Origin of the sequence: Desulfosarcina sp. (genome assembly GCF_046496365.1) — a bacterium.
In the GTDB taxonomy this organism is placed as follows: Bacteria; Desulfobacterota; Desulfobacteria; order Desulfobacterales; family Desulfosarcinaceae; genus Desulfosarcina.
Genome location: NZ_JAWOHB010000174.1, coordinates 17,596 through 38,670, shown reverse-complemented (window position 1 = coordinate 38,670; position 21,075 = coordinate 17,596). Strand labels below are relative to the sequence as shown.

Genomic DNA, 21,075 nt, shown 5'->3' with positions numbered 1-21,075 from the left:
AGCTGCGATACACCTGCCCAGATCGGCGATTCCGTCTTCACGTCGTACAGCGCGGTTTCAAGGCTCAATTGCACCTTTTCGCCGTATACGGTGGGCCAGTAGATATAGCCCAACGCATAATTGTAATAGCCGTAGTAGTTGAAGAAAACCTGCGGCCTGCTACGACTGAATACCTCGGTTTCCCCAAATCCCACCACGCGGGTAATCAGGATGGTGTCATTTTCATGCTCCTCCAGGACCTTGAGGATGGCCTCTTTTTCCAATTTGGTACCCACTTTGACGGGAAGCACGTCGGCACTGATCATTGCTTCGACGCCCTTCACATTGAGCCAATCCTTGAAATGCTTTTCCAAAATCGCTCTGATTTCCTGGTCTTCGATCATGGCGATGATCAACACATCCGTGATTGGCTTGCCCTCGTGCTGCGCTTCCACATGGGTCTGGACCATTTGGGCGCTCGAACCGGAACAGGCGACTACCGCTAAAGCCAGGGCACCCATTAACAGCATCGTTTCAATTTTCAGCATTGTCAAGACGCCTCCTGATCTATTATTTTTGTCGGTTGGTAACCGCAACCCTTAATATCACGTTGAATTCTCCTGTGTCGTTTCGAGCACACGCCGGGTGTGGCGCGCAATCATCAATTCCTCGTTGGTCGGGACCACCCAAACCCCGACGCGGCTTGCGTCGCTGCTGATGCGCCCCCGGCCGACCCTGTTGGCCGCTTCATCGATGTCGACACCCAGCCACGCGGCGTCGCGGCAGACGCGGTTGCGGATGACCGGCGCGTTTTCGCCGATACCACCGGTAAAAATGATGGCATCCAGTCCCCCCAGCGCCGCCGCCAGTGAGCCGAGCTCGCGGCGGATGCGGTAGAGAAAAAAATCCACGGCCAGCTTGGCTTGGGGCGCTTCACTCGCGAGCAGCACGCGCATGTCGCTGGATATGCCCGATACGCCCAGCAGTCCCGACTGGGTGTAAAGGAGTTTTTCGATCGCGCGGGCGTCCATGCCGCGCTGATCCATGAGATAAAGGATCACGCCGGGATCGAGCGAGCCGCAGCGCGTGCCCATCGGCAGCCCTTCGACCGCCGTAAAACCCATGGTGCTGGCAATGCTGCGTCCCGCCTCCAGGGCGCACATGCTCGCCCCGTTGCCCAGGTGCAGTACAACGCTCCTGCCTGTGGCAGCCTGCGGATCGATTTCGGGCAGGACCGAGGCGATATACTCGTAGGACAGCCCGTGGAACCCGTAGCGCAAGACCCCCTCCGCGCGCAGGTCCTCCGGCAGGGCAACCATCTGGGCCACATCGGGTTGGGTGCGGTGAAAAGAGGTGTCAAAGCAGGCCACCTGCGGAAGCTCGGGGGTGCGCGCCATCGCGCGGCGGATCGGCATGAGATTGTGCGGCTGATGCAGGGGGGCCATTGAAACGAAGGTTTCCAGCACCTTCAGGACCGCCTCATCCACACGCACCGGGCGGGTGTATGCCATGCCGCCGTGAACCACCCGGTGCCCGATGCCGATCAGCCGATTGCCGGCAAGTTCAACCCGCAAATGGTCCACCAGATAGTCGAGTGCGCCGTCGTGTCCCAGCACAACGCCGGCAGGCCAGGACTTCTCGGCTTTCGGACTGCCGTCGGGCGCCTTCGAAACGAAGCGCGGGTTTGTGCAAAGCCCTTCGACCTGCCCCCGGATGTCCGCATCGAGGGTTCCGTCCCTCTCGAGGAACAGTGAAAACTTGATGCTTGACGAGCCCGCATTCAGCACGACAATGGCGTTGGACATGACGGTCTCCTTTCACGAGGATCGACTAAAAGCCGACAATCGCGGTTTTTTGCTTCCCGTTTGCGGAAAATGGTCGGCGCATCAACCCAGATACTTGCCGCTTTCATGCAGCAGAAAAGTTTTGAATCCGCCGCTGATATTCTTCACGTCAAATCCGTATTGGGTCAAGGCACGGGTCGCATAATAGGAGCGCTGTCCCACGAAACAATAGGTCCAGATCTCCCGGTCCCTGGGCAACTCGTGCATGCGATCGCGGATTTCATCCAGTTGCATGTTCAAGGCGCCTTCCACCTGGTCGCGCCTGAACTCTTCAGGTGTGCGGACATCCAGGATCAGCGCTTCCGTGTTGTGGATATCTTCCCAATGTGCCAGGGTGATATCACCGCGCATGACATTGGCGGCAATCATGCCGGCCAGGTTGACCGGGTCTTTGGCGGTTCCAAACTGGGGCGCGTAGCACAGCTCGGCCTCCTCCAGATCGAAAACCGTGGCTTTGAGCTGTATCGCCATGGCAATCACGTCGATGCGCTTTTCCACCCCGCTTTTCCCCAGGGCCTGGGCGCCCACCACACGACCGTCGCGCTTGTCGAAGATCAGTTTTAAGCTGATCGGATTGGCGCCCGGATAATATCCGGCGCTGTGCCCGGGATAGAGGTAGACCTTTTCCAGACCATCCCATTGGCCCAAACGCCTCAACAATTTCTCACTGGGGCCGGTAAAGGCCATTACGAGGTCGAGGATGCCCACCACCGAGGTGCCCTGGACACCACGGAAGGTGTGGCTGCGCCCCAGGATAGCATCGGCGGCAATGCGACCCTGGCGGTTGGCCGGACCAGCCAGGGGGATGACGCTTTGTGTCCGGGTGACCACATCGTGAACTTCCACGGCATCACCCACGGCCCATATCCGTAGATCAGAGGTTCGCATTTGCGGGTCGACCTCGATACCGCCGTGATCTCCGATGGCCAGACCGGCGCCAAGGGCCAGTTTGATTTCCGGGCGCACACCGATGCAGAGAATCACCATGTCCGCCTCTATCTGCTGGCCGGAAGCCAAGGTCACCCCGAGCGTGTGTCCCTTGCCTTGATCAAATCGGACCACGCTGTCATTGAGCCAGAGGGACACACCCTTTTCGATTAAAGCGGTATGGACGTCGGCAATCATCTCCGGATCGACGACGGGCATGACCTGGGACTGCTTTTCCACCACGGTCACCTTTATTCCCCGTTTGAGCAGGTTGTCGGTCATCTCCATGCCGATATAGCCGCCGCCGAGCACCAACACGTGATCGGCATGGTACTGGTCGATCCACGTTCGAATCTGACGGCTGTCCGGTATGGTGCGCAAAGAGAAGATGCCGGGAAGATCGATGCCCGGCAGGTCGGGTCGAATGGAGCGCGCCCCCGGTGAAAGAACCAAGGCATCATAGGGTTCGATATGCGTCTTTCCGGATTCGAGGTTCTTGACGGTAATGCAGCGTTTGGTCCGGTCGATACCCAGCACCTCCGCGTGAAGACGCACGTCGATGTTGAAGCGTTTGCGAAACATCTCGGGGGTCGCGATGAGCAGGTTTTCCTCTTTTTTGATGACGTCGCCGACGTAATAGGGCAGCCCGCAGTTGGCGAAGGATACATAGGGGCCGCGATCGAACATGATGATTTCGGCCGATTCAGAAATCCGGCGGGCACGGGCCGCGCAGGAGGCGCCACCCGCCACACCGCCGACGATGAGGATACGAAGACTTTCTGTCATGATCTGCAGCTCCGATGTTATTTTAGCGTGTAAGTGAAAATCACCCGACCCTATTCAGATCCTTTGTCTCTCGATGTCGGGTCGGGATGAAACAATGAATAGACAACCGGGATAAGCACCAACGTGATCAGCGTCGATCCAGTGAGGCCACCGACAACCGCACGTGCCAGGGGTGCCTGGGCTTCGGATCCTTCGCCGATCCCCAGTGCCAGAGGCAGCAGACCTAGAATCGTGGTCAATGTCGTCATCAGAATCGGCCGCAATCGGCGACGACCGGCTTCGATCACGGCGTCGCGCACGGGCAGGCCGTCTTTGACCATTCTTCCGGCCTGGTCCACCAGTAGAATCGCGTTGTTGACCACGATCCCGCCCAGCATGATGCAGCCAATGTAGGACTGCACATTCAGGGTCGTTTTCGTAATCAACAACGTTACCAGCACGCCTACGGCCGCCAGAGGAACGGAAAACATGACGACAAGCGGATCCCGCAACGATTCATACTGGCAGGCCAGCACCATATATACGAGGACCAGCGCCAGCACGAGAGAGCCCACCAGCTCCCGGAAGGCTTTTTGTTGTTCTTCAAAGTTGCCGGCAACGTTGAGATCATAGCCGGCGGGGCGTGGAATCCGATTCAACCGGTCAGCAACGTCAAGGGCCACCGAACCCAAGTCCCGCCCCGAGATGTTGGCGTGAACGGTCACCCTGCGCTGCTGGTCCTTGCGATCGATCAGAACCGGACCGCGGCTCGGTTCTGAGGTGACGACATTGCGCAAGGCCACCTTTTCCCCGGATGCGGTGGTCAGGGTAAGATTGAGAATTTCATCCAGGGAGCGCTTTTCGGCATCCTTGAGCTGCACCAGAATACGATAGGAATTGCCCTCGATGCGATACTCGCCGGCCTTGGAACCGGCCACCGCGGTTTGAAGAAGCTCAGTAAGATCGCGAACGCTCAGCCCGAGATCGGCGACCTTTTCTCGGTTGACGCCAATTTCATGCTGGGGTATACCGGCTTCGGTACTGGTCTCGATGTCCGTGACGCCCGGCACATCTTCAATCAACGCCGCCACATGGCCGGCAAGCGCGTCGAGCACGGGAAGCTCGAAACCGCGTATCTCGACGGTCAACCCCTCATCACCTCCCAGGATTCGCTCCATGATAAACTGACCCTGGGGTGCGCGGACACGGACCTCCATACCGGGAATTCGTCCCTCCAGGCGACGACGCAGGTCCTGGGCGATTTCCACATTGGCGCGTTCACGCTGGGCGACTGGCAGCAGAGACAGGCTGATTTCACCCTCTGATCCCGCGTCGGTGCGCCAGCCGAAGGCGCCCACACTGACCACCGATGACACGACCTCGGGCACGACCGGCTGAATGATCTGCTCCATAATGCGTGTCTGCCGGTCGACCAGCGCAAGCCGGGTACCGATCTCCATCTTGCCGGTCACACGAACCTCACCCTCATCACTGGGGGGCATGAATTCAGTGCCGATAAGGGGCAGGAGCAGCAGACTCGCACCGAGCAAGGCCGCCGCAGCAAGGACGGAAACCAGACGATGACTGAGAACCCAGCGCAAAAGGTCCATGTAGGCGTTGACCAGGCCTGAAATATATGTGCTTGCGGCGGCGGACAGGTGTTTCGTTCGGGCCGGCAGATCTCCGGCGTGCCCGTGATCTGATTTCAGCAGCTTGGACGCCAGCATGGGTACCAGGCTCAAGGCCAGCGTCAGCGAACAGATCAGCGCAAAGATGATCACATAGGCCATCTCCTTGAAGAGGATGCCCGTAACGCCGCGAACGAAAATCAACGGTATAAAAATGACCAGCGTCGTTATGGTGCTGGCGATGATGGCAGGTCCGACTTCCCTGGCGCCTTCCACCGACGCCTCCTCAGGCGTTTCGCCATACTCGCTGCGGCGGCGGAAAATGTTTTCGAGCACGACGATGGAACTATCGACCATCATGCCCACCCCCAGGGCCAGCCCGCCGAGGGTCATCAGATTCAGCGTGAATCCCCCGAAGTAAATCAGGGCAAACGTGGTCACGATGGAGATCGGGATCGACAGAGAAATCACCAGCGTACTGCGGATGTTGCGCAGAAAAAACAGCAGCACCAGAATCGCCAGCCCGCCTCCGTAGAGCACCGAACGGGCGACATTGAGGATTGATCGCTCAATATAATTACCCTGGTTGATGACCGGAACAATCTTGATCTGTGGGAATGCCTGGTTGGCCGCCTCAATTTCAGATAGGACGCGTTTGGCCACGTCGACCGTATTGGCATCGGCCTGTTTGCGAATCGCCACGCGCAGGCCGCGGCCTCCGTTTACGCGTACGATGCGGGTCAACTTCTCATAGGTGTCCTTGACCTCGGCGATCTGATCCAGCGTGATGGCGGCGCCGTCACGCTGGACGATGACCGTGTCCCGAATCTGATCCAGGTTGATAAACTCAGCCGGTGCACGCAGCATGACCTCATAGCGTCCCTGTTCGATCTTGCCGGCGGGAAGGTCGAGATTGGCGTCACGGATGGCGTCGATCACCTGATCCAGCGGCAGGCCGACGGCCTGGATTCGGTCAGGATCCAGCTCGATTCGAACCTCACGGTTGAAGCCTCCCCACACATCAACCTGCGCGACGCCGGGAATGCGGGCAAAACGGTAGCGGATACGGTCTTCAATCAGTTCGGTGAGCTCAACGGGATCGAGGTTGCTTGAAATGCCCAACAGCACCACGGGGAAACTGGCAATGTCGAATTTTCGGACGCGGGGTCTGACGATATCATCCGGCAGCTCGTTGAGCTCATCTTCCAGTTTGCCCTGTACGTCAATGGCGGCGGTGTCGATTTGCGTACCCCACACGAAACTGACATTGACCGTGCTGCGGCCCTCCGAGGATGTCGATGTGATCTCCTCCACGCCTGGAACCGTAGCAACGATCTCTTCGATAATCTGGGTGACCAGGCGCTCCATCACTTCGGGGCTGGCGCCTTCGTAATCCGTTCGGATGGTCAGCGTCGGCAGTTCGATATTGGGCAGCATATCGATCTGCAGCCGGCTCAGTGAAACGGACCCGAGGATAATCAGGATCAGGGTCACCATGGTCGTGAAAACCGGGCGTTGGACGCTGAATTTCGGCAGGTTCATTGGTCCGCAGCCTTTTTGGGGACACCGGACGGTTCGTTCTGTCCGGCAGCAATCGCTATGGATGAGCCTTCTTTTACCAGTTGCTGCCCCAGGGTGACGACCCGGCCCGACAGCCCTTCACCTTCCACCTGCACCCGGCCGCCTTCGCGGATGCCGACTTTTACCTCGCGCCAGCTTACCGATCGCCCATCCTCACTGACCGTGAAAACGCCGTCCCGGTCATCCCGGATGGTCAACGCCTGCTCCGGGACAATGGTGGCCTCCGGCAACTGGGACAGGATCACTGTGGCCCTGATGAACATGCCGGGCTTGAGTCGGTGCTGTGGATTGTCGATGGTCATTTCGATGCGTGCCTGCCGGGTGGTTTTGCGGAAGATGGGGGCAATGCGAGCAATGCGGCCCACATATGGTTCACCCGGATAGGCGTCCGTTGTCAACGACACCGGTTGCCCCGGCTGCAGGTGCGCATAGTCACTCTCGGTGACGAAAACCACCCCGACGATGGGCTGCAGCTCGACGATCAGAAGCAGCGGTGCATTGGCGGCCACGGTCTGACCCTCATCCATATAGCGCTCGGCCACGATGCGCTGCTCGTTGCCGTTGGACCACCCTGCCGTCACTTTGGTATAGCCGAGCCGGATATTGGCGGTCTCCAGGGAGGATTCGGCCTTGGCCACCTGGGCTTCAGCAACTCTGACCTGCGCCTTTTTGGCCAGTTGATCCTGCCCGGCGGCATCGAATTCGGAATCAGACGCGATCCCGCGTTTGAACAGCGACTCACTGCGTTTATACTCGCGATTGGCAATTTCCAGAGCGCTCCTGGCCTCAGACAGGTTGGCCCTGGCCACCTCCAGGTCGGCCTGAGCCTGGGCCACCGCCTGAACATATTCATCATTATCCAGCTCGGCCACGACCTGACCTCGTCTGACCTGATCGGCGATATCCACCAACACACGCTCCACACGACCGCTTACTTTCGGCGCCACAACAAATTCGGTCAAGGCTTCCAGCTCTCCGCTGAATGTGCGCTGCAGTGCGATCGGACCCTGTTGAATCAACGCCACTTCCACCGGCACCGGCTGCACAGCCCGGGCACTTTTGCCCCCGTCGTCACGGCCATGGAAGTGACCGAAAATCAGCCAGCCTGATCCAGCCGCTGCGCCGATTGCAACCATCATCAGAATACTAATTTTATACTTGCTCCATTTCATGCTGACATCCCTTTTCAAATAGATGCATGCGCCCGCATCCACGGGGAGTGACACCGGGTGTGACTTTCTGCGATTCCATCAAAACAGGCGCTTTCCAAACATGGGTGCCCGTCTGGTTCGACATAGGCGACATTGCACATTTAGGGCTGATATTGCAAAGGGAAAAATGGTCGAGGAAAGGATTGAAATCGTGAAACAAAGAAAATATATAGCCCGGCAGGAAGGTTTGAACCCTCCCCGCGGCAATCCGCGGGGAGGGTTCACCGGAAGGATATAAAAGCGATTTCCTGTTCGCTCGCTAACCCCGCCGCAAGCAGCGGGGAATGCGCTCGCTATCGCGGTTCAATGACACCTTAAAATCGCAGCCGGATGGCCGCCGGTCCTGAACCGGTTCCATGAGGGTCCCATGTCCTTTGCAAGCTATCATCGTCGTCTGTTGATGTTCACTGCGTTGGGCGCGGCTTTGCTGTCGCCGGCGTCCTGCACCCTGGTCGAGCAACGGATCGACCGCACGGCCGGGGGGCCGAACGGTCCTGCCGATACGGTGGTGCACATGGATGCTGCGTCCACCGAACCATCCGATGTCATGGCCACGCCAGCGCTGCCGCCGGGGCCTTTGAAAGTCACCATCACCGAGGCCGTTTTGCTTTGCCTTGAAAACAACCGCTCGCTGGTGGTGCAGCGGCTGAATCCCTCGATCCGGCAAACCCTGGAAGATCAGGAAAGGGCCGCATTTGATCCGGTGATCGATGCGGGCATCTCTGCCGGCAGGATCGAAGGTGAACGCCTCGCGGAAAGCCGATCGGAAAGCGGGGATTTCAAGACCGATGCCGCCGAAGGCATCCTTGCTCTTGAGCAATACTTCCCCACCGGAACAACGGTCGCTCTCGCAGCAAGCACGCAGATGAATGCTGCATCGATTTACGATGACCGGTTGTATTCAACCCGCCTGGGGATGACGGTCAGTCAGGCGCTGCTGAGAGGATACGGAACAGAGGTGAATCTGGCCCGGCTGCAGCAGGCGAGGCTGGATACGCGCATGTCGGAATATGAGCTTCGAGGGTTTACCGAGTTCCTGGTGGCCGAGGTGGAACGCACTTACTGGGACTACGCCCTGGCCCGGCGTCAGATTGAAATTGTCGAGGAGTCACTGAATGTCGCCCGACAGCAGCTCAGCGAGACCGATCAGTTGATCACCGTCGGTCGCCTGGCCAGCTCTGAACTGGCGGCCGTACAGGCCGAGGTTGCATCACAGGAGCAGGCGCTCATCGAAGCGCGGGCCAACAAGGAATCGATTCGCCTGCAGCTGCTGCGGTTGCTCAACCCGTCCGGGCCCGGTTTCTGGCAGCGGGAGCTTGAATTAATCCATCAGCCGACCCTGCCCGAAATCAAACTGGAAGCGGTTGCCATGCATACGGCCGTATCGATGCGCATGCGTCCGATTTTAAACCAGGCCCGGTTGGAAATACTGCGCGGCGATCTTGAGCTTGTCCAAACCCGCAACGGATTGCTGCCCTTGATGGATCTTTTCATCACCATCGGCAAAAGCGGTTATGCCGATTCCTTTGGTGGCGCCATCGCAAACATCAACCAGGACAGCTATGACGCGCTGGCGGGCATCAGATTGAATTATCCTGTTTTTAATCGGGATGCCAAAGCACTTCACCAGCGGGCGCTGCTGTCCCGGGAGCAGACGCAAAAAATCCTGGAAAACCTTTCCCAGCTTGTGGAAGTCGACGTCCGGACAGCCTACATTGAGGTCGACCGGACCAAGCAGCAGATTACCGCCTCATCGGTCACTCGCATGTTCGATGAGGAAAAGCTGCGCATCGAAACCGAAAAACTGCGCGTGGGCAAATCAACCAGCTTTCTGGTGGCTCAGGCGCAGCGGGATCTGCTGGCCAGTAGAATCGTCGAGGTGCGGTCCCTGATCAACTACCTCAAAGCCCTGATCGATCTTTATCTTCAGGATGGATCGCTGCTGGAGCGACACGGGATTTCTGCCCCGGGCCGTACACCGGTGAAGCTTTCAAAAAATTAAACCGTGGCTTGCTGCCTGCCATCAATGACGAGATGAGCCATCAACGCGCATCACCAGCCTGAATCCCAGCGCCGGGCCGAAGAGTTCAGGATTGAAGCGAAAGCGCCGACTGCAGCGAACGCTCCATGCGTCCAGATTCCAGCTGCCTCCGCGTATCACACGGTCCGAATCACCCCTGGTGCACAGCGGATCGTTTTTAGCGTGGTGGCGGTAGGCTTCAGGATGGTAGAGATCCCGGCACCACTCCCACACATTGCCGCTCATGTCATGGAGCCCCAATCCATTGGGCTGCTTGCCGCCCACGGGAGCGGAGCTCCCGAAAGTGTTGTCTTCATACCAGGCAACTGCATCCGGATCCTGCCCCCCGGCATACAATTCATCCTTGCCGCCGCTGCGGGCAGCATATTCCCATTGGGCTTCCGAGGGCAGGTCGAACCGCAAACCGCTCGGCGACCCCGCATTGAGTCTGTCGACGAACCGCATCACATCGGCCAGGGCCACCTGTTCAACAGGATGGTCACCACGAACAAATTTGGAGGGATTTTCCACCATCAGAGATCTCCACTGCGCCTGGGTCACCGGACAGGTCGCCATGTAAAAATCCGAGAGATGCACCTCATGGACCGGCTTTTCATCTTCAACACCTGCATCGAACGTATCTCCCATGGCGAAACTGCCCCCGGGGACGAAAACAAAGGTCATGCCGGTCGTCTGGTCGGTATAGACTTTCCCCGCTTCCCATGCTTCGGAGACCACGGTTTGGCCCGGCTGCGAAACAACAGGATCGGAAACCATCCAATCATCCTGCGGATCGATGCTGCCCGATTCTTCCGCCAAAAGTCTGAGCCAGGCGTGAATGAATCGCAGCGCCGCCGGACTCCGAGTGAAGCCTTTACCCGCCGTGGCCGCGATCCAATCGGCCAGGGCCTGCAAATCCATGGCTGCACAAAGATTCAATCCCGGCGCCACCCGCTTTGGGAGTCGGCGGACCACATCCCCGCGGGTGAACAGGTCGATCATTTGGCCGGCGTCGAATTCCCTGAAATCGCCGTTCTCGCCACCGATCTCGATCTCAAGCGCCAGCAGACTGCGCATAACCCCCGCGGAAGCCTGACTGCGGACGTGGGCATACACAGCATGCAGTAGACTGGCCAACAGCGCTGTCACCCGAGCGCCTGGTTGCTGATCCGCATCAGGCTTGTGCGCACAATCGGCGAACTGGTCCAAAATACGTTTCAAACCCATCCTGTCCATTCTCACCCCTCCATCTGTCGACAGCCGGTTTCCCGGGTGAACAGCAGCAGGATAAAAGACACCGCAATCCATGCCAGCATCAAGCCAAAGCCGCCATGGTAGGCAGCGACGCTGTAAACACGGACGCCCGCAGCCATTTCCCCGGTCCACATGCGGTCCAATACCCAGCCCACAGCCGGTTGAAGGATCATGGGGCCGGTCATGACCCCCATATTGATCACGCCCGCAGCCGTCCCCGACAGGCGCGGGGGCACCGATTCCTTGACGAATGCAAAACTGATGATCATACAACCCGATGAAAAACCGGTGATCACCAATACTGGAATCAGCGTCATCAGAGAAATGTCGCTGGCCAGAAGGATAACCGCCCACCCGCCAGCCGAAACCCCGCATCCGGCCAGGTAGAGCGTTTTTCGATTGCCCAGCCGGTCTGAGAGCCATCCGAAAAAGGGCCCGCCGACCGCCCAGGCAACCAGCAGGGTCGAGGTCAGGGTAGCTGCAGCAGCGGTAGACAGCCCATGCAGGCTGGTCAGATAGGGTACGCCCCACAATCCTGAAAAAGTGAGCACGCACCCAACGATCCCCCCGGGAATCGTAAAAAGCAGCCAGGTGTTGCGATAAACCAACACCTGGCGGATGCCTTCAACAACGCCCGTCGCACCCGTTGATGAGGCATCCGAACCGGTAGCCGGCAGGTCAAGATACCCCTTTTCATGGGGATAATCCCGCACAACGATCCAGGTACCGGCCCCGATCATCAACGTGACGGCTGCAGAAAGGAAGATGACGCTGCGCCAGCCGAACACATCCACCAGGAAACGCAGCGGCGTACCGGCAAAAACGGCCCCGATAATCCCGAAAAAAAGGGCCAGGCCCGATACCAGTGCAAACCGGTGGGGAGGGAACCAATTGGCCGCCACCTTGAGCAGTCCCACGAAGGCCACGGCAACCGACCCGCCGATAAGCAGCCGGCCGGCGGCCGCCCAGGCCAAACCCGGCGCCAGCCCAAACATCACCGCACCCATGGCGGCGACCAGCGCACCCAGGGTGAGCAGCCGCCGCGGCCCCCAGCGGTCCGCCAGGATGCCCGTGGGAATCTGCATGGCCACATAGCTGTAAAAATAAAAAGCGGAAAGGTTTCCCAGAGCGGCGGCACTGATCTGAAAATCATGCATCAGTTCGCCGGTGATCACCGCCGGCGCAACCCGGTGAAAAAAGCCCATCAGGTAAAAAACCGCGCCGAAGCTCCAGACAAACAGACCGGTCGCCATGGAGGGGGTCGTGGGGTTATTTGTGCAGCTTGGGTTCATCATGCTCATTGGGTTGGTGGGATGGGTTGGGTTCATTGCGTTGAACAGCTGGGCATTGAACATTCAGGTGCGTTGATTTAAAAATCATCCATCCGTTGTCCTGTCGAACACAACCCCTGCCGGCACTCCGTCGGCAGAGATGTCCTTGATTTCAACCGGCTGAAAGGTGTTGGCCAGGTCATCCGATCCGTCAAAAAGCACGGGGATATAGTTGTCGGAGAATCCTTTCAGACAGCCGGAAATTCGGTCACGAGTCGCTTCCACCAGCACGGTCACTGCTTTGCCGACGTGGCGTGCGTAGAATTCCTGGCGTTTTTTCGCTCCCAGCCGGCGCATCCTCGCGCAGCGTTTTTTTACCACCGGTGCGGGCACCTGATCCTTAAATGTGAAGGCCGGGGTGCCTTCACGCGCCGAAAAGGGAAACACGTGCAGATAGGCCACAGGCAGCGACCGTATCAAGTCGTAGGTGTGTTCAAAGGCCGCGTCAGTCTCTCCCGGAAAGCCGATCAGCGTATCTACACCGATCGCCGCGTCGGGCAGCCGGCCGATGATGCGCTGGACCCGGGCCTTGAAATCGTCCCGGCTGTAGGGCCGATGCATCCGTTTTAAGATCCCGTCGTCCCCGCTCTGCAAAGGGATGTGAAAATGCGGGCAGAGGCGGCCGGACTGGTCTTGGCCTGAACAGGCCAGGTCGATGATGGCGTCGGACAGCTCCGCCGGTTCGATGGAACTGACGCGCACCCGGTCGATGCTGCCGGCTTCGCGGATTAGGCAGAGCAGCTCTATCAACCCGGTGGCCGGTGTCAGGTCGTGGCCGTAGCAGCCGATGTGAATGCCGGTGAGCACCACCTCCCGGTAACCGAGCCGGCCCAGTTGTTCGATCTGCTTCAATACCTGGTCCATGGGCAGGCTGCGGCTGCGCCCCCGCGCGTGGGGCACGATGCAGTATGTGCAATAGGCGTCGCAACCGTCCTGGATTTTTAAAAACGGACGGGTTCGGCTGCCGGTTGCCATTGCGGGCAGCATTTCGAATTGATCGATACGGTTTGTGCCGGGGCGGTCTGTGTCGGAGCATTCAGTCGGCACCGCACCGTCGGCGTGTTCGGGCAGTTGGGAAAGGATTCGCCGGGGGATCATGTGTTTGTCCCGATTGCCGACGATAAGATCCACACCATCGATGGCGGCCATTTCCGCCGCAGCGGTCTGGGCATGGCAGCCGGTAACCACGATGCGGGCATCGGGGTTGGCCCGGATGGCCTGGCGGACCGCCTGGCGGCTCTGCATGGCGGCTTTGCGGGTTACCGAGCAGGTATTGACAATCACCACGTCGGCCCCGCCTTCATCACCGGATGCAATGCCTCGACCCGATTCCACCAGTGCATTTCGGATGGCTTCGGACTCGCACTGGTTGACCTTGCAACCCAACGTTTTGATGATAAATTTCTTCATAATCAGGGGTTAATAGACATCAGCTGTTTTCGATCCATCCGCCGCCGAGCACCTCATCGCCGCGATAAAACACCGCCCCCTGCCCCGGCGTGACCGCTGTCTGGGGTTGATCGAATTTGACCTCGGCACTGGATTGCCCAAGGGGCGACACCCGCGCCGGCACGGCCCGGTGGCGGTAACGTATGCGCGTATCCACTGCCAGGGGACCTTCTGGAACACCGGCGATCCAGTTGATATCGGTCACCCGGCACCCGGTTGCGTGTTGTTCATCCTTAAATCCCACCACCAGACGGTTAAAGCGGGTGTCAATGCGGATGACGTAGTAAGCCTGGCTGGCCGGACAGTTGATCCCCCGGCGCTGTCCCACCGTGTATTGGTGCAGGCCGCTGTGGATGCCGACCCGATTTCCGACAGTGTCCACGATATCTCCAGGCAGCGGATGAAAGGCGCTGTGGCGGATGAGAAAATCAGCGTAGGTGCTGTCCCGGATAAAGCACACATCCTGACTCTCCTGCCGAGTCAAGGGCTGCAAACCTTGCTTTGCCGCCAACGCTCTGACCTGGTCCTTGGTCAAGACCCCCAACGGGAAAATGGCCCGGGCCAGTTGATCCTGATCAAGTCGGGAGAGAAAATAGGACTGGTCTTTTTTTTCGTCCAGGCCCCTGCGCAGCCGATACCGCCCTCGCGGGTCCGCCTCCACACGTGCATAGTGACCCGTAGCCAGATGAGAAGCGCCCAATTTACGCGCCTGCGCAAGCAATGCTCCGAATTTGATCGCCGGGTTGCAGACCAGACAGGGATTCGGCGTTTTTCCAATCTGGTAGGCGGCGGTAAAATAATCCACAACCCGGGCCTTGAATTGCGCCTTCAGGTCAATGACGGTTATGGGCATGCCCAGCTGCCGGCCCAGCGCGTGGATCTTTTCGTAGGGCGGGTCAACCGTGGTTTCATAACCGGTGAGAAAATGGAGGCCGAAAGTTTGAATACCCTGCTGTTTAAGCAGGCAGGCGGAAACCAGGGAGTCGATGCCGCCGGAGACGGCGATGGCAATAGGCCCGATCATTCAAAAAAAAGCTGATTGGTGGGGCGCACTTCCATGGCCCGCGGCGGACAGGCAGTGACGCACAATTCACAGACGCTGCACTTCTGCTGGTCGAATTCCACCGCCATCTCGGGCCGTTTGACGAACAGCGCACCCGTGGGGCAGACTGCCGTGCAGGATCCGCAGTGAGTGCATTTCTTCTCGTTGCGCTTGATTTCCTGGGATGCGTTCTGGACATCCACACCCTGGCGCTTGAGATAGTTGACCCCCGCTTTGAAATTTTTCCGATCGCCGGAGACCTCCAGCACCATGAAACCCTCTTTGCGGGGCAGAATACCGGCGTTGAGGATATTGAACACCAGATCAAATTCCCGGGCCAGATTACAAACCAGCGGTTTTTGAACTTCCGTAACCGGAAACCGCAGTTTGAGTATTTTCGAATACACGCGTCGCCTCCGCAAATTTCCTTTATTTTTATAACCAAGCCGTGTAATTTAATGGCTGGACAAACCGGTGTCAACCAAAACCCGTGCCGACAGATCCATGAACCGTTTCGCATACCGCACCACCGGACTGGCCATTAAAACCATCGCCGGTCTGAGCCGTGCCCGCCTGAACATCCATGGTGCGGCGAATATTCCCAAAGGCCCAACCATTTTCGTGGTTAATCACTTCACGCGCATTGAAACTTTTCTGCTGCCCTACCACCTGCACCGCTTGACCGGCATACCCGTCTGGTCGCTTGCCGCGGCAGAGCTGTTTGTGGGTAGGTTCGGCCGGTACCTGGAGCAGTTGGGTGCCATTTCAACGCGTTCGCCCGACCGCGACCGTCTGATGGTCAAAACCCTGCTCACCGCCGAGGCCTGCTGGATCATTTTTCCCGAAGGCCTTATGGTCAAAAACAAAAAAATTATGGAAAAAGGACGGTTTTTAATTTCCTATGCAGGCGGCAAACACCCGCCCCATACCGGCGCCGCCACCCTGGCGTTGAGAACCGAGTTTTATCGCCAGCGCATCACCGACCTGATCCACAGCAACCCGGAGGAGGCCCAACGGCTGGCCGAGCGGTTCAAGCTACCCACTACGGACAGTGTCAGCCGTCAGCCCACCTGCATCATTCCGGTGAATCTGACTTATTATCCGTTGCGCGCGCGGGAGAACGCCCTGAGCCGCCTGGCCGGACGCATGGTTGAAAATCTGCCCGAACGGGTTGTCGAGGAAATCATAACCGAAGGCGCCATGCTGCTGTCCGGCGTAGATATCGACATGCGCCTGGGCGAGCCCATTGAAATCGACGACTGCCTCTCCTGCCAGGCCATACAGGGCGATATCCGATCGCCATCTCCCATCGGCTTCGACGACCTGATCCCCGCACGCAAGTTCATGCGACGTGAGGCATTGAAGATCATGCAGCGATACATGGCCGCCATATACCGCATGACCACCGTCAACCACGACCACCTGTTTGCCGCCTGCCTCAAAAAATCGCCGCTCCGACGCATCAACCCAGGCAACCTGAAGCGCCGGGTGTTCCTGGCCTCACAAGCGGATTCGAAGTCGGACAAAATTTATTACCACAACAGTTTCGAAAAAAACCAGGTGCATCTGCTCACCGACGACCGCTACAACAAATTCAGTGAGTTCGTGGCCTTTGCCATGGAAAAAAAAGTGGTGGCATTCAACGGTTCCGTTCTGGAAAAAGATGCGGCCAGACTGGCAACATTATTCGACTTTCATCGATCCCGGATCGACAACCCCATTGCGGTGATCGCCAATGAGGTTGAGCCGTTGACGCACCTGGAGCGCCGCATCTCCTGCCTGTGCTGGCAGCCGGGGTTCTGGCTGAGGCGCAGGGTTGCCCGGCACCTCATCAAACGGGCCCTGGATGACTTTGACCGTGACTACAACGCCTTTGCCGATCCGGTTGTATCCAAGCCCCGGGATGTGGGCCGGCCGTTTTTGATCAAAGGCGATCGCCGTCGGGTGGGCGTGGTACTGGCCCACGGTTACATGGCGGCCCCAGCGGAAGTGCGCGGCCTGGCCGAATACCTGGGTAAAATGGGTTTCTGGGTCTACGCCCCTCGCATGAAGGGCCACGGCACCACCCCGGAGGATCTGGCCGAATGTTCCTTTCAGGACTGGATCGATTGCATGGATAGCGGGTTTGCCATCATCAGTAACCTGTGCCGTCAGGTGATCGCCGGCGGATTCTCCACCGGTGCCGGCCTGGCCCTGGATCTGGCCCAGCGAATCCCCGAAGTGGCAGGCGTCATTGCCGTCTCAACCCCGTTGCGTCTACAGGACATGGCCTCACGTTTCGTTCCTGCGGTGGATGTGTGGAACCGTTTCATGCAACGGTTTCACCTGGAGGATGCCAAAAAGACCTTTGTGGACAATCATTCGGAAAACCCCCATATCAACTATGCTAAAAACCCAATCTCCGGCGTTCGCGAACTGGAGCGGCTCATGTCTTCACTGGAACCGCGGCTGCCGCAGATCACGGCACCCGCGCTGGTGATCCAATCGCGCGAAGATCCGGTGGTAGACCCCAGGGGCACGGAGAAAATATTCAAGCTGCTGGGTTCGACGGACAAGCAGATGGTACTGTTCAATTTTCAGCGCCACGGGATTCTGCTGGGAGAGGGCGCCGATCGGGTTTACCGGGCCATCGGCGATTTTTTGGAGCACATCCGCAACAACTCCCGACCGGCGGCACCGGTACGCGCACAGGCCCATGCGGGGGCCCCCATAGGCGAAGCAAAAAACTGACCTGCATCGGCATTCTGGCTGGGTTGAAAGCCATTGTTGGCCAGCCGTTCAGTCATTTTACCACCTGTCCCACTCAGATGGGGTTTTGATCCTGAATCAGCATGGTAGACGGGTCCAGCAGCTGGTCGCGAATTTCTCCACCCTTGGGACCGCCCTTTACACAACGGATGTGAATCTTCTTGCCTTCAGGCTGAAGCTCGATGGCCGCATCGAACAGATCGGCAACGGATGCCAGTTGAACCGGCAGTCCATTCGCACCGGGCGCTTCGTGCCGGTGCGTCGTGACCGTGAACCACAGGTGCAGACGATGGTTCTCGGAAAAGGCTTTGAGCCCTTCCAGCGGGGTTCTCAGTTTTTGATCGAAGGGGAGGCCGTCGATGATCACCATATGCGGATTGAATATCTGCTGCTCGGTGAGATCCCTGACCCGCTCTTCAAGTTTGGGCACACTGAAGCCTTCGACCTTGAAGGTCATAATCAACCGGTGCATCTGAACGGATTCCCACAATTCCTTGATTTGCCGCACATGGTACTGGTGGGCCAGGCAGTTGAGCACCTCCTGGTACCACAGGTTCACCTTGTCCACCGGATCGTTCAAGCTGACGTGGAGAACATTTTTCTGCTGCAGCATGGTATTAAGGGCCACCTGCACGATCAACGCGGTCTTGCCCACACCGGCTCGGGCCAGCACGGCCCCAAAGCCCCCTTGGGGGACGATCGCTTCGTTTTCATGGCCCATCAGCCTCAGGGGATTTCTGAGGATCAGGTCGTTTTTGAGCATATCCAGGTTCCTCTCTTTCAAATTAATGACCCTGACCTGATTGCATCGAGCCGGAATCTGATCGGGCTTTACGGAAAAGCGCCCGTCTGCGGCGGACAGGTCTGGGGGTGCGTGCGGTTTATTCAGCGCCCGGCTGCGGGCATCGCGCCATTCGTCCGTATCTTGCGTGGTTATCACCGAACCCATTGTGTTCCCTCATCAGGCGACGCGCTTTTTCTCTTCCTGCCGTTTTTTGGCAATCTCTTCCGAGATGGACTGAGGGACCTGCCGATAGGTGGCAAATTCCATGGTAAACTGTGCTTTTCCCTGGGTCAGGGAGCGCAGCACCGTCGAGTAACCGAACATCTCCGCCAGGGGGACCTGGGATTCGATCACGCACATGGGCCCCTCTTCCTGGGAACCGACGATCATGCCGCGGCGCTGGTTCAAGGAACCCATGACCGGACCCTGAAATTCGGTGGGGGTCTCCACGGCCACTTTCATGATCGGCTCGTGAATCACCGGTGCGGCCTTCGCATAGCCTTCCAAAAACGCACCCCGGGCTGCGGCCTGGAAGGCCATGTCCGAAGAATCCACGCTGTGGGAAGCGCCGTCGTTGATTGCCACCCTGACGCCGGTGACCGGGAACTCCATTTTGGGACCCTTGGCCAGGCAGAGTCTGAAACCCTTCTCGCAGGCCGCAATATACTGGGTGGGGATCGACCCGCCGGTCACTTCATTGACAAAAACAAAATCCTGGCCATCAAATGGCTCCATGTAGCCGGCCACCCGGCCGTACTGGCCTGAACCGCCGGTCTGCTTCTTGTGGGTGTAATTGAATTCCGCCCGGCGGGTGATCGTCTCCCGGTAAGCCACCCGCGGAGCGCCGGAGGTTACTTCGGCCTTGTATTCCCGGCGCATGCGCTCGATGTATACCTCCAGGTGGAGTTCACCCATGCCGGAGATAATCGTATCGCCGGTCTCTTCACTCACGTAGGTTCGGAACGTGGGATCTTCCTTGGAAAAGCGATTCAACGCCTTGGACAGGTTGATTTCCGACTTGCTGTCCTTGGGGACAATGGCCAGCGAGATGACCGGCTCCGGCACGTACATGGAAGTCATGGTCAAGTTCAACCCGGGATGGGTAAAGGTGTCGCCCGAGGCACAATCGATACCGAAAAGTGCGCCGATATAGCCGGCGGAAATTTCGGAAATATCTTCCATCTGGTTGGCGTGCATGCGCACCAGGCGGCCGATCTTGACCTTCCGGCCGGTGCGCACGTTGACTACCGTATCGCCTTTGGCCAGTTTACCCTGGTAGACACGGATATAGGTCAACTGGCCATATTGGCCGTCTTCAAGTTTAAAGGCCAGGGCCACCGTCGGCTTGGCGGCATCGGAGATCAGCGTAACCAGCGCTTCATCCTGATCCAGGTCCAGGGCCTGATTTTCAACATCCGCCGGGCAGGGCAGCAATTGGGTAACTGCATTCAAAAGCGGCTGAACCGCTTTGTTTTTGTACGCTGACCCCATGAAAACGGGGGTAATCTTTCGTTCTAAGGTTCCCTTGCGCACGGCGTCGATAAGCATTTTTTCGGAAACCGGGGTTTCTTCCAAGACTGCATCGGTCAATTCATCGGAAAAAATGGAAGCCGCATCGATGAGTGCTTCGCGTTTTTCAGTCGCCAGGTCCATGAGTTCGTCAGGGATCGCTTCAACGCGGATGATTTCGCCGTTTTCGCCGTCAAAATAGAAGGCCTTCATGGAGACCAGATCCACAATGCCTTCATGATCGATTTCGAGTCCCACGGGAATCTGCATGGCCACGGCATTGTGCCCGAGCTTGTCCCTGAGTTGTTCGACCACGCGAAAAGGATTGGCGCCACTGCGATCACATTTGTTGATGAATGCGATACACGGCACCTTGTATCGCTTCATCTGCTGGTCAACGGTAATGGACTGGCTTTGCACCCCGCCCACCGAACAGAGCACAAGAATGGCGCCGTCCAGGACGCGCAGGCTGCGCTCCACCTCGATGGTAAAATCGACGTGGCCGGGCGTGTCGATAATGTTGATTTCGTGGTTGTCCCACTCGCAGTAGGTCGCGGCGGATGCAATGGTGATGCCCCGCTCCTTTTCGAGTTCCATGGAGTCCATGGTTGCCCCCACCCCGTCCTTGCCTTTCACGTCGTGAATGGTGTGGATGCGTTTGGTGTAAAACAGTATCCGCTCGGTAAGGGTGGTCTTGCCTGAGTCGATATGGGCGCTGATGCCGATGTTTCTGATTTTCTCGATGCGTGTTGCCATGGTTTCCTCTGTTTGTGAGCGCAGTGCCTGACCGGTGGAAGCGCTCCATCGTTATTGTTTTAAGGTATAACAAAAAAAAGATCCCGCACTTGGCAATGACCGCCACAGATGGGGGACCTTCGTTTACCGATCAGTTTGCTGGTGCGCTAATATAGTGTTGTTGCACCGGATGTCAATAAAAATTCTTTCTGTTTAATGGAAAACCATCACCGGGTTGACGGGGGGGTGAAAAGCGGTTTATGAATAT

Annotated in this window: 14 protein-coding genes; 2 read left to right on the top strand and 12 right to left on the bottom strand. The window is 58.1% G+C overall.

Annotated features, from left to right (window positions below; genetic code table 11):
* The 5 genes from R6V78_RS17725 to R6V78_RS17705 form a co-directional block, all read right to left on the bottom strand.
* On the bottom strand, positions 1-527 hold a 527-nt coding region (locus R6V78_RS17725; RefSeq protein WP_410290714.1), incomplete at its 3' end, for a hypothetical protein.
* A 57-nt stretch (positions 528-584) separates the two neighbouring features.
* Positions 585-1,784 carry an acetate/propionate family kinase gene (locus tag R6V78_RS17720; RefSeq protein WP_410290713.1) on the bottom strand — a complete coding sequence of 400 codons (1,200 nt, stop codon included), beginning with the start codon at positions 1,782-1,784 and terminating at the stop codon, positions 585-587.
* 81 nt (positions 1,785-1,865) lie between these two features.
* Positions 1,866-3,536 carry an FAD-dependent oxidoreductase gene (locus R6V78_RS17715; protein ID WP_410290712.1) on the bottom strand — a complete coding sequence of 557 codons (1,671 nt, stop codon included), beginning with the start codon at positions 3,534-3,536 and terminating at the stop codon, positions 1,866-1,868.
* Between the two features lie 50 nt (positions 3,537-3,586).
* Entirely contained in the window at positions 3,587-6,685 is a 3,099-nt protein-coding gene (locus tag R6V78_RS17710) for an efflux RND transporter permease subunit (protein ID WP_410290711.1), read from the bottom strand.
* Positions 6,682-7,896, bottom strand: a complete 1,215-nt coding sequence (locus tag R6V78_RS17705; RefSeq protein WP_410290710.1) for an efflux RND transporter periplasmic adaptor subunit — start codon at positions 7,894-7,896, stop codon at positions 6,682-6,684. The genes R6V78_RS17710 and R6V78_RS17705 overlap by 4 nt, the downstream gene beginning before the upstream one ends.
* Positions 7,897-8,302: 406 nt before the next feature.
* On the opposite strand from R6V78_RS17705, the gene R6V78_RS17700 reads away from it, so the two are divergent.
* Positions 8,303-9,937: a TolC family protein gene (locus tag R6V78_RS17700; RefSeq protein ID WP_410290709.1), complete on the top strand. Its 1,635-nt coding sequence runs from the start codon at positions 8,303-8,305 to the stop codon at positions 9,935-9,937.
* A 21-nt stretch (positions 9,938-9,958) separates the two neighbouring features.
* Here the strand turns inward: R6V78_RS17700 and R6V78_RS17695 are convergent, their stop codons facing one another.
* From R6V78_RS17695 to R6V78_RS17675, 5 genes are all read right to left on the bottom strand, one after another.
* Positions 9,959-11,191, bottom strand: coding sequence for a formylglycine-generating enzyme family protein (locus R6V78_RS17695; protein ID WP_410290708.1), 1,233 nt, complete (start codon positions 11,189-11,191; stop codon positions 9,959-9,961).
* A gap of 2 nt (positions 11,192-11,193) precedes the next feature.
* Positions 11,194-12,462, bottom strand: a complete 1,269-nt coding sequence (locus R6V78_RS17690; protein WP_410290707.1) for an MFS transporter — start codon at positions 12,460-12,462, stop codon at positions 11,194-11,196.
* Positions 12,463-12,585: 123 nt separating this feature from the next.
* Positions 12,586-13,950 (bottom strand): tRNA (N(6)-L-threonylcarbamoyladenosine(37)-C(2))-methylthiotransferase MtaB, encoded by a 1,365-nt coding sequence (gene mtaB, locus R6V78_RS17685; RefSeq protein ID WP_410290706.1) that lies wholly within the window; start codon positions 13,948-13,950, stop codon positions 12,586-12,588.
* A 19-nt stretch (positions 13,951-13,969) separates the two neighbouring features.
* A complete protein-coding gene (gene mnmA / locus R6V78_RS17680; RefSeq protein ID WP_410290705.1) occupies positions 13,970-15,013 on the bottom strand; it encodes a tRNA 2-thiouridine(34) synthase MnmA in 1,044 nt (347 codons plus the stop codon).
* Positions 15,010-15,438: an NIL domain-containing protein gene (locus R6V78_RS17675; RefSeq protein WP_410290704.1), complete on the bottom strand. Its 429-nt coding sequence runs from the start codon at positions 15,436-15,438 to the stop codon at positions 15,010-15,012. The genes mnmA and R6V78_RS17675 overlap by 4 nt, the downstream gene beginning before the upstream one ends.
* 97 nt (positions 15,439-15,535) lie before the next feature.
* Here R6V78_RS17675 and R6V78_RS17670 point away from each other — a divergent pair, with 97 nt between their 5' ends.
* Positions 15,536-17,761 carry an alpha/beta fold hydrolase gene (locus tag R6V78_RS17670; protein ID WP_410290703.1) on the top strand — a complete coding sequence of 742 codons (2,226 nt, stop codon included), beginning with the start codon at positions 15,536-15,538 and terminating at the stop codon, positions 17,759-17,761.
* Positions 17,762-17,834: 73 nt separating this feature from the next.
* Here R6V78_RS17670 and R6V78_RS17665 read toward each other — a convergent pair whose 3' ends face one another.
* Entirely contained in the window at positions 17,835-18,728 is an 894-nt protein-coding gene (locus R6V78_RS17665; RefSeq protein WP_410290702.1) for an AAA family ATPase, read from the bottom strand.
* Between the two features lie 12 nt (positions 18,729-18,740).
* Positions 18,741-20,828, bottom strand: a complete 2,088-nt coding sequence (gene fusA / locus R6V78_RS17660) for an elongation factor G (RefSeq protein WP_410290701.1) — start codon at positions 20,826-20,828, stop codon at positions 18,741-18,743.
* Between the last annotated feature and the right edge of the window lie 247 nt (positions 20,829-21,075).

Excerpts from the sequence above, each read along its gene's own strand:
- mnmA (WP_410290705.1), bottom strand. The coding sequence starts at position 15,013 with ATGATCGGGCCTATTGCCATCGCCGTCTCCGGCGGCATCGACTCCCTG.
- R6V78_RS17665 (WP_410290702.1), bottom strand. The coding sequence starts at position 18,728 with ATGGGTTCGGTGATAACCACGCAAGATACGGACGAATGGCGCGATGCC.
- mtaB (WP_410290706.1), bottom strand. The coding sequence starts at position 13,950 with ATGAAGAAATTTATCATCAAAACGTTGGGTTGCAAGGTCAACCAGTGC.
- R6V78_RS17700 (WP_410290709.1), top strand. The coding sequence starts at position 8,303 with ATGTCCTTTGCAAGCTATCATCGTCGTCTGTTGATGTTCACTGCGTTG.
- fusA (WP_410290701.1), bottom strand. The coding sequence starts at position 20,828 with ATGGCAACACGCATCGAGAAAATCAGAAACATCGGCATCAGCGCCCAT.
- R6V78_RS17705 (WP_410290710.1), bottom strand. The coding sequence starts at position 7,896 with ATGAAATGGAGCAAGTATAAAATTAGTATTCTGATGATGGTTGCAATC.
- R6V78_RS17695 (WP_410290708.1), bottom strand. The coding sequence starts at position 11,191 with ATGGACAGGATGGGTTTGAAACGTATTTTGGACCAGTTCGCCGATTGT.
- R6V78_RS17690 (WP_410290707.1), bottom strand. The coding sequence starts at position 12,462 with ATGGCGACCGGTCTGTTTGTCTGGAGCTTCGGCGCGGTTTTTTACCTG.
- R6V78_RS17710 (WP_410290711.1), bottom strand. The coding sequence starts at position 6,685 with ATGAACCTGCCGAAATTCAGCGTCCAACGCCCGGTTTTCACGACCATG.
- R6V78_RS17670 (WP_410290703.1), top strand. The coding sequence starts at position 15,536 with ATGAACCGTTTCGCATACCGCACCACCGGACTGGCCATTAAAACCATC.
- R6V78_RS17720 (WP_410290713.1), bottom strand. The coding sequence starts at position 1,784 with ATGTCCAACGCCATTGTCGTGCTGAATGCGGGCTCGTCAAGCATCAAG.
- R6V78_RS17715 (WP_410290712.1), bottom strand. The coding sequence starts at position 3,536 with ATGACAGAAAGTCTTCGTATCCTCATCGTCGGCGGTGTGGCGGGTGGC.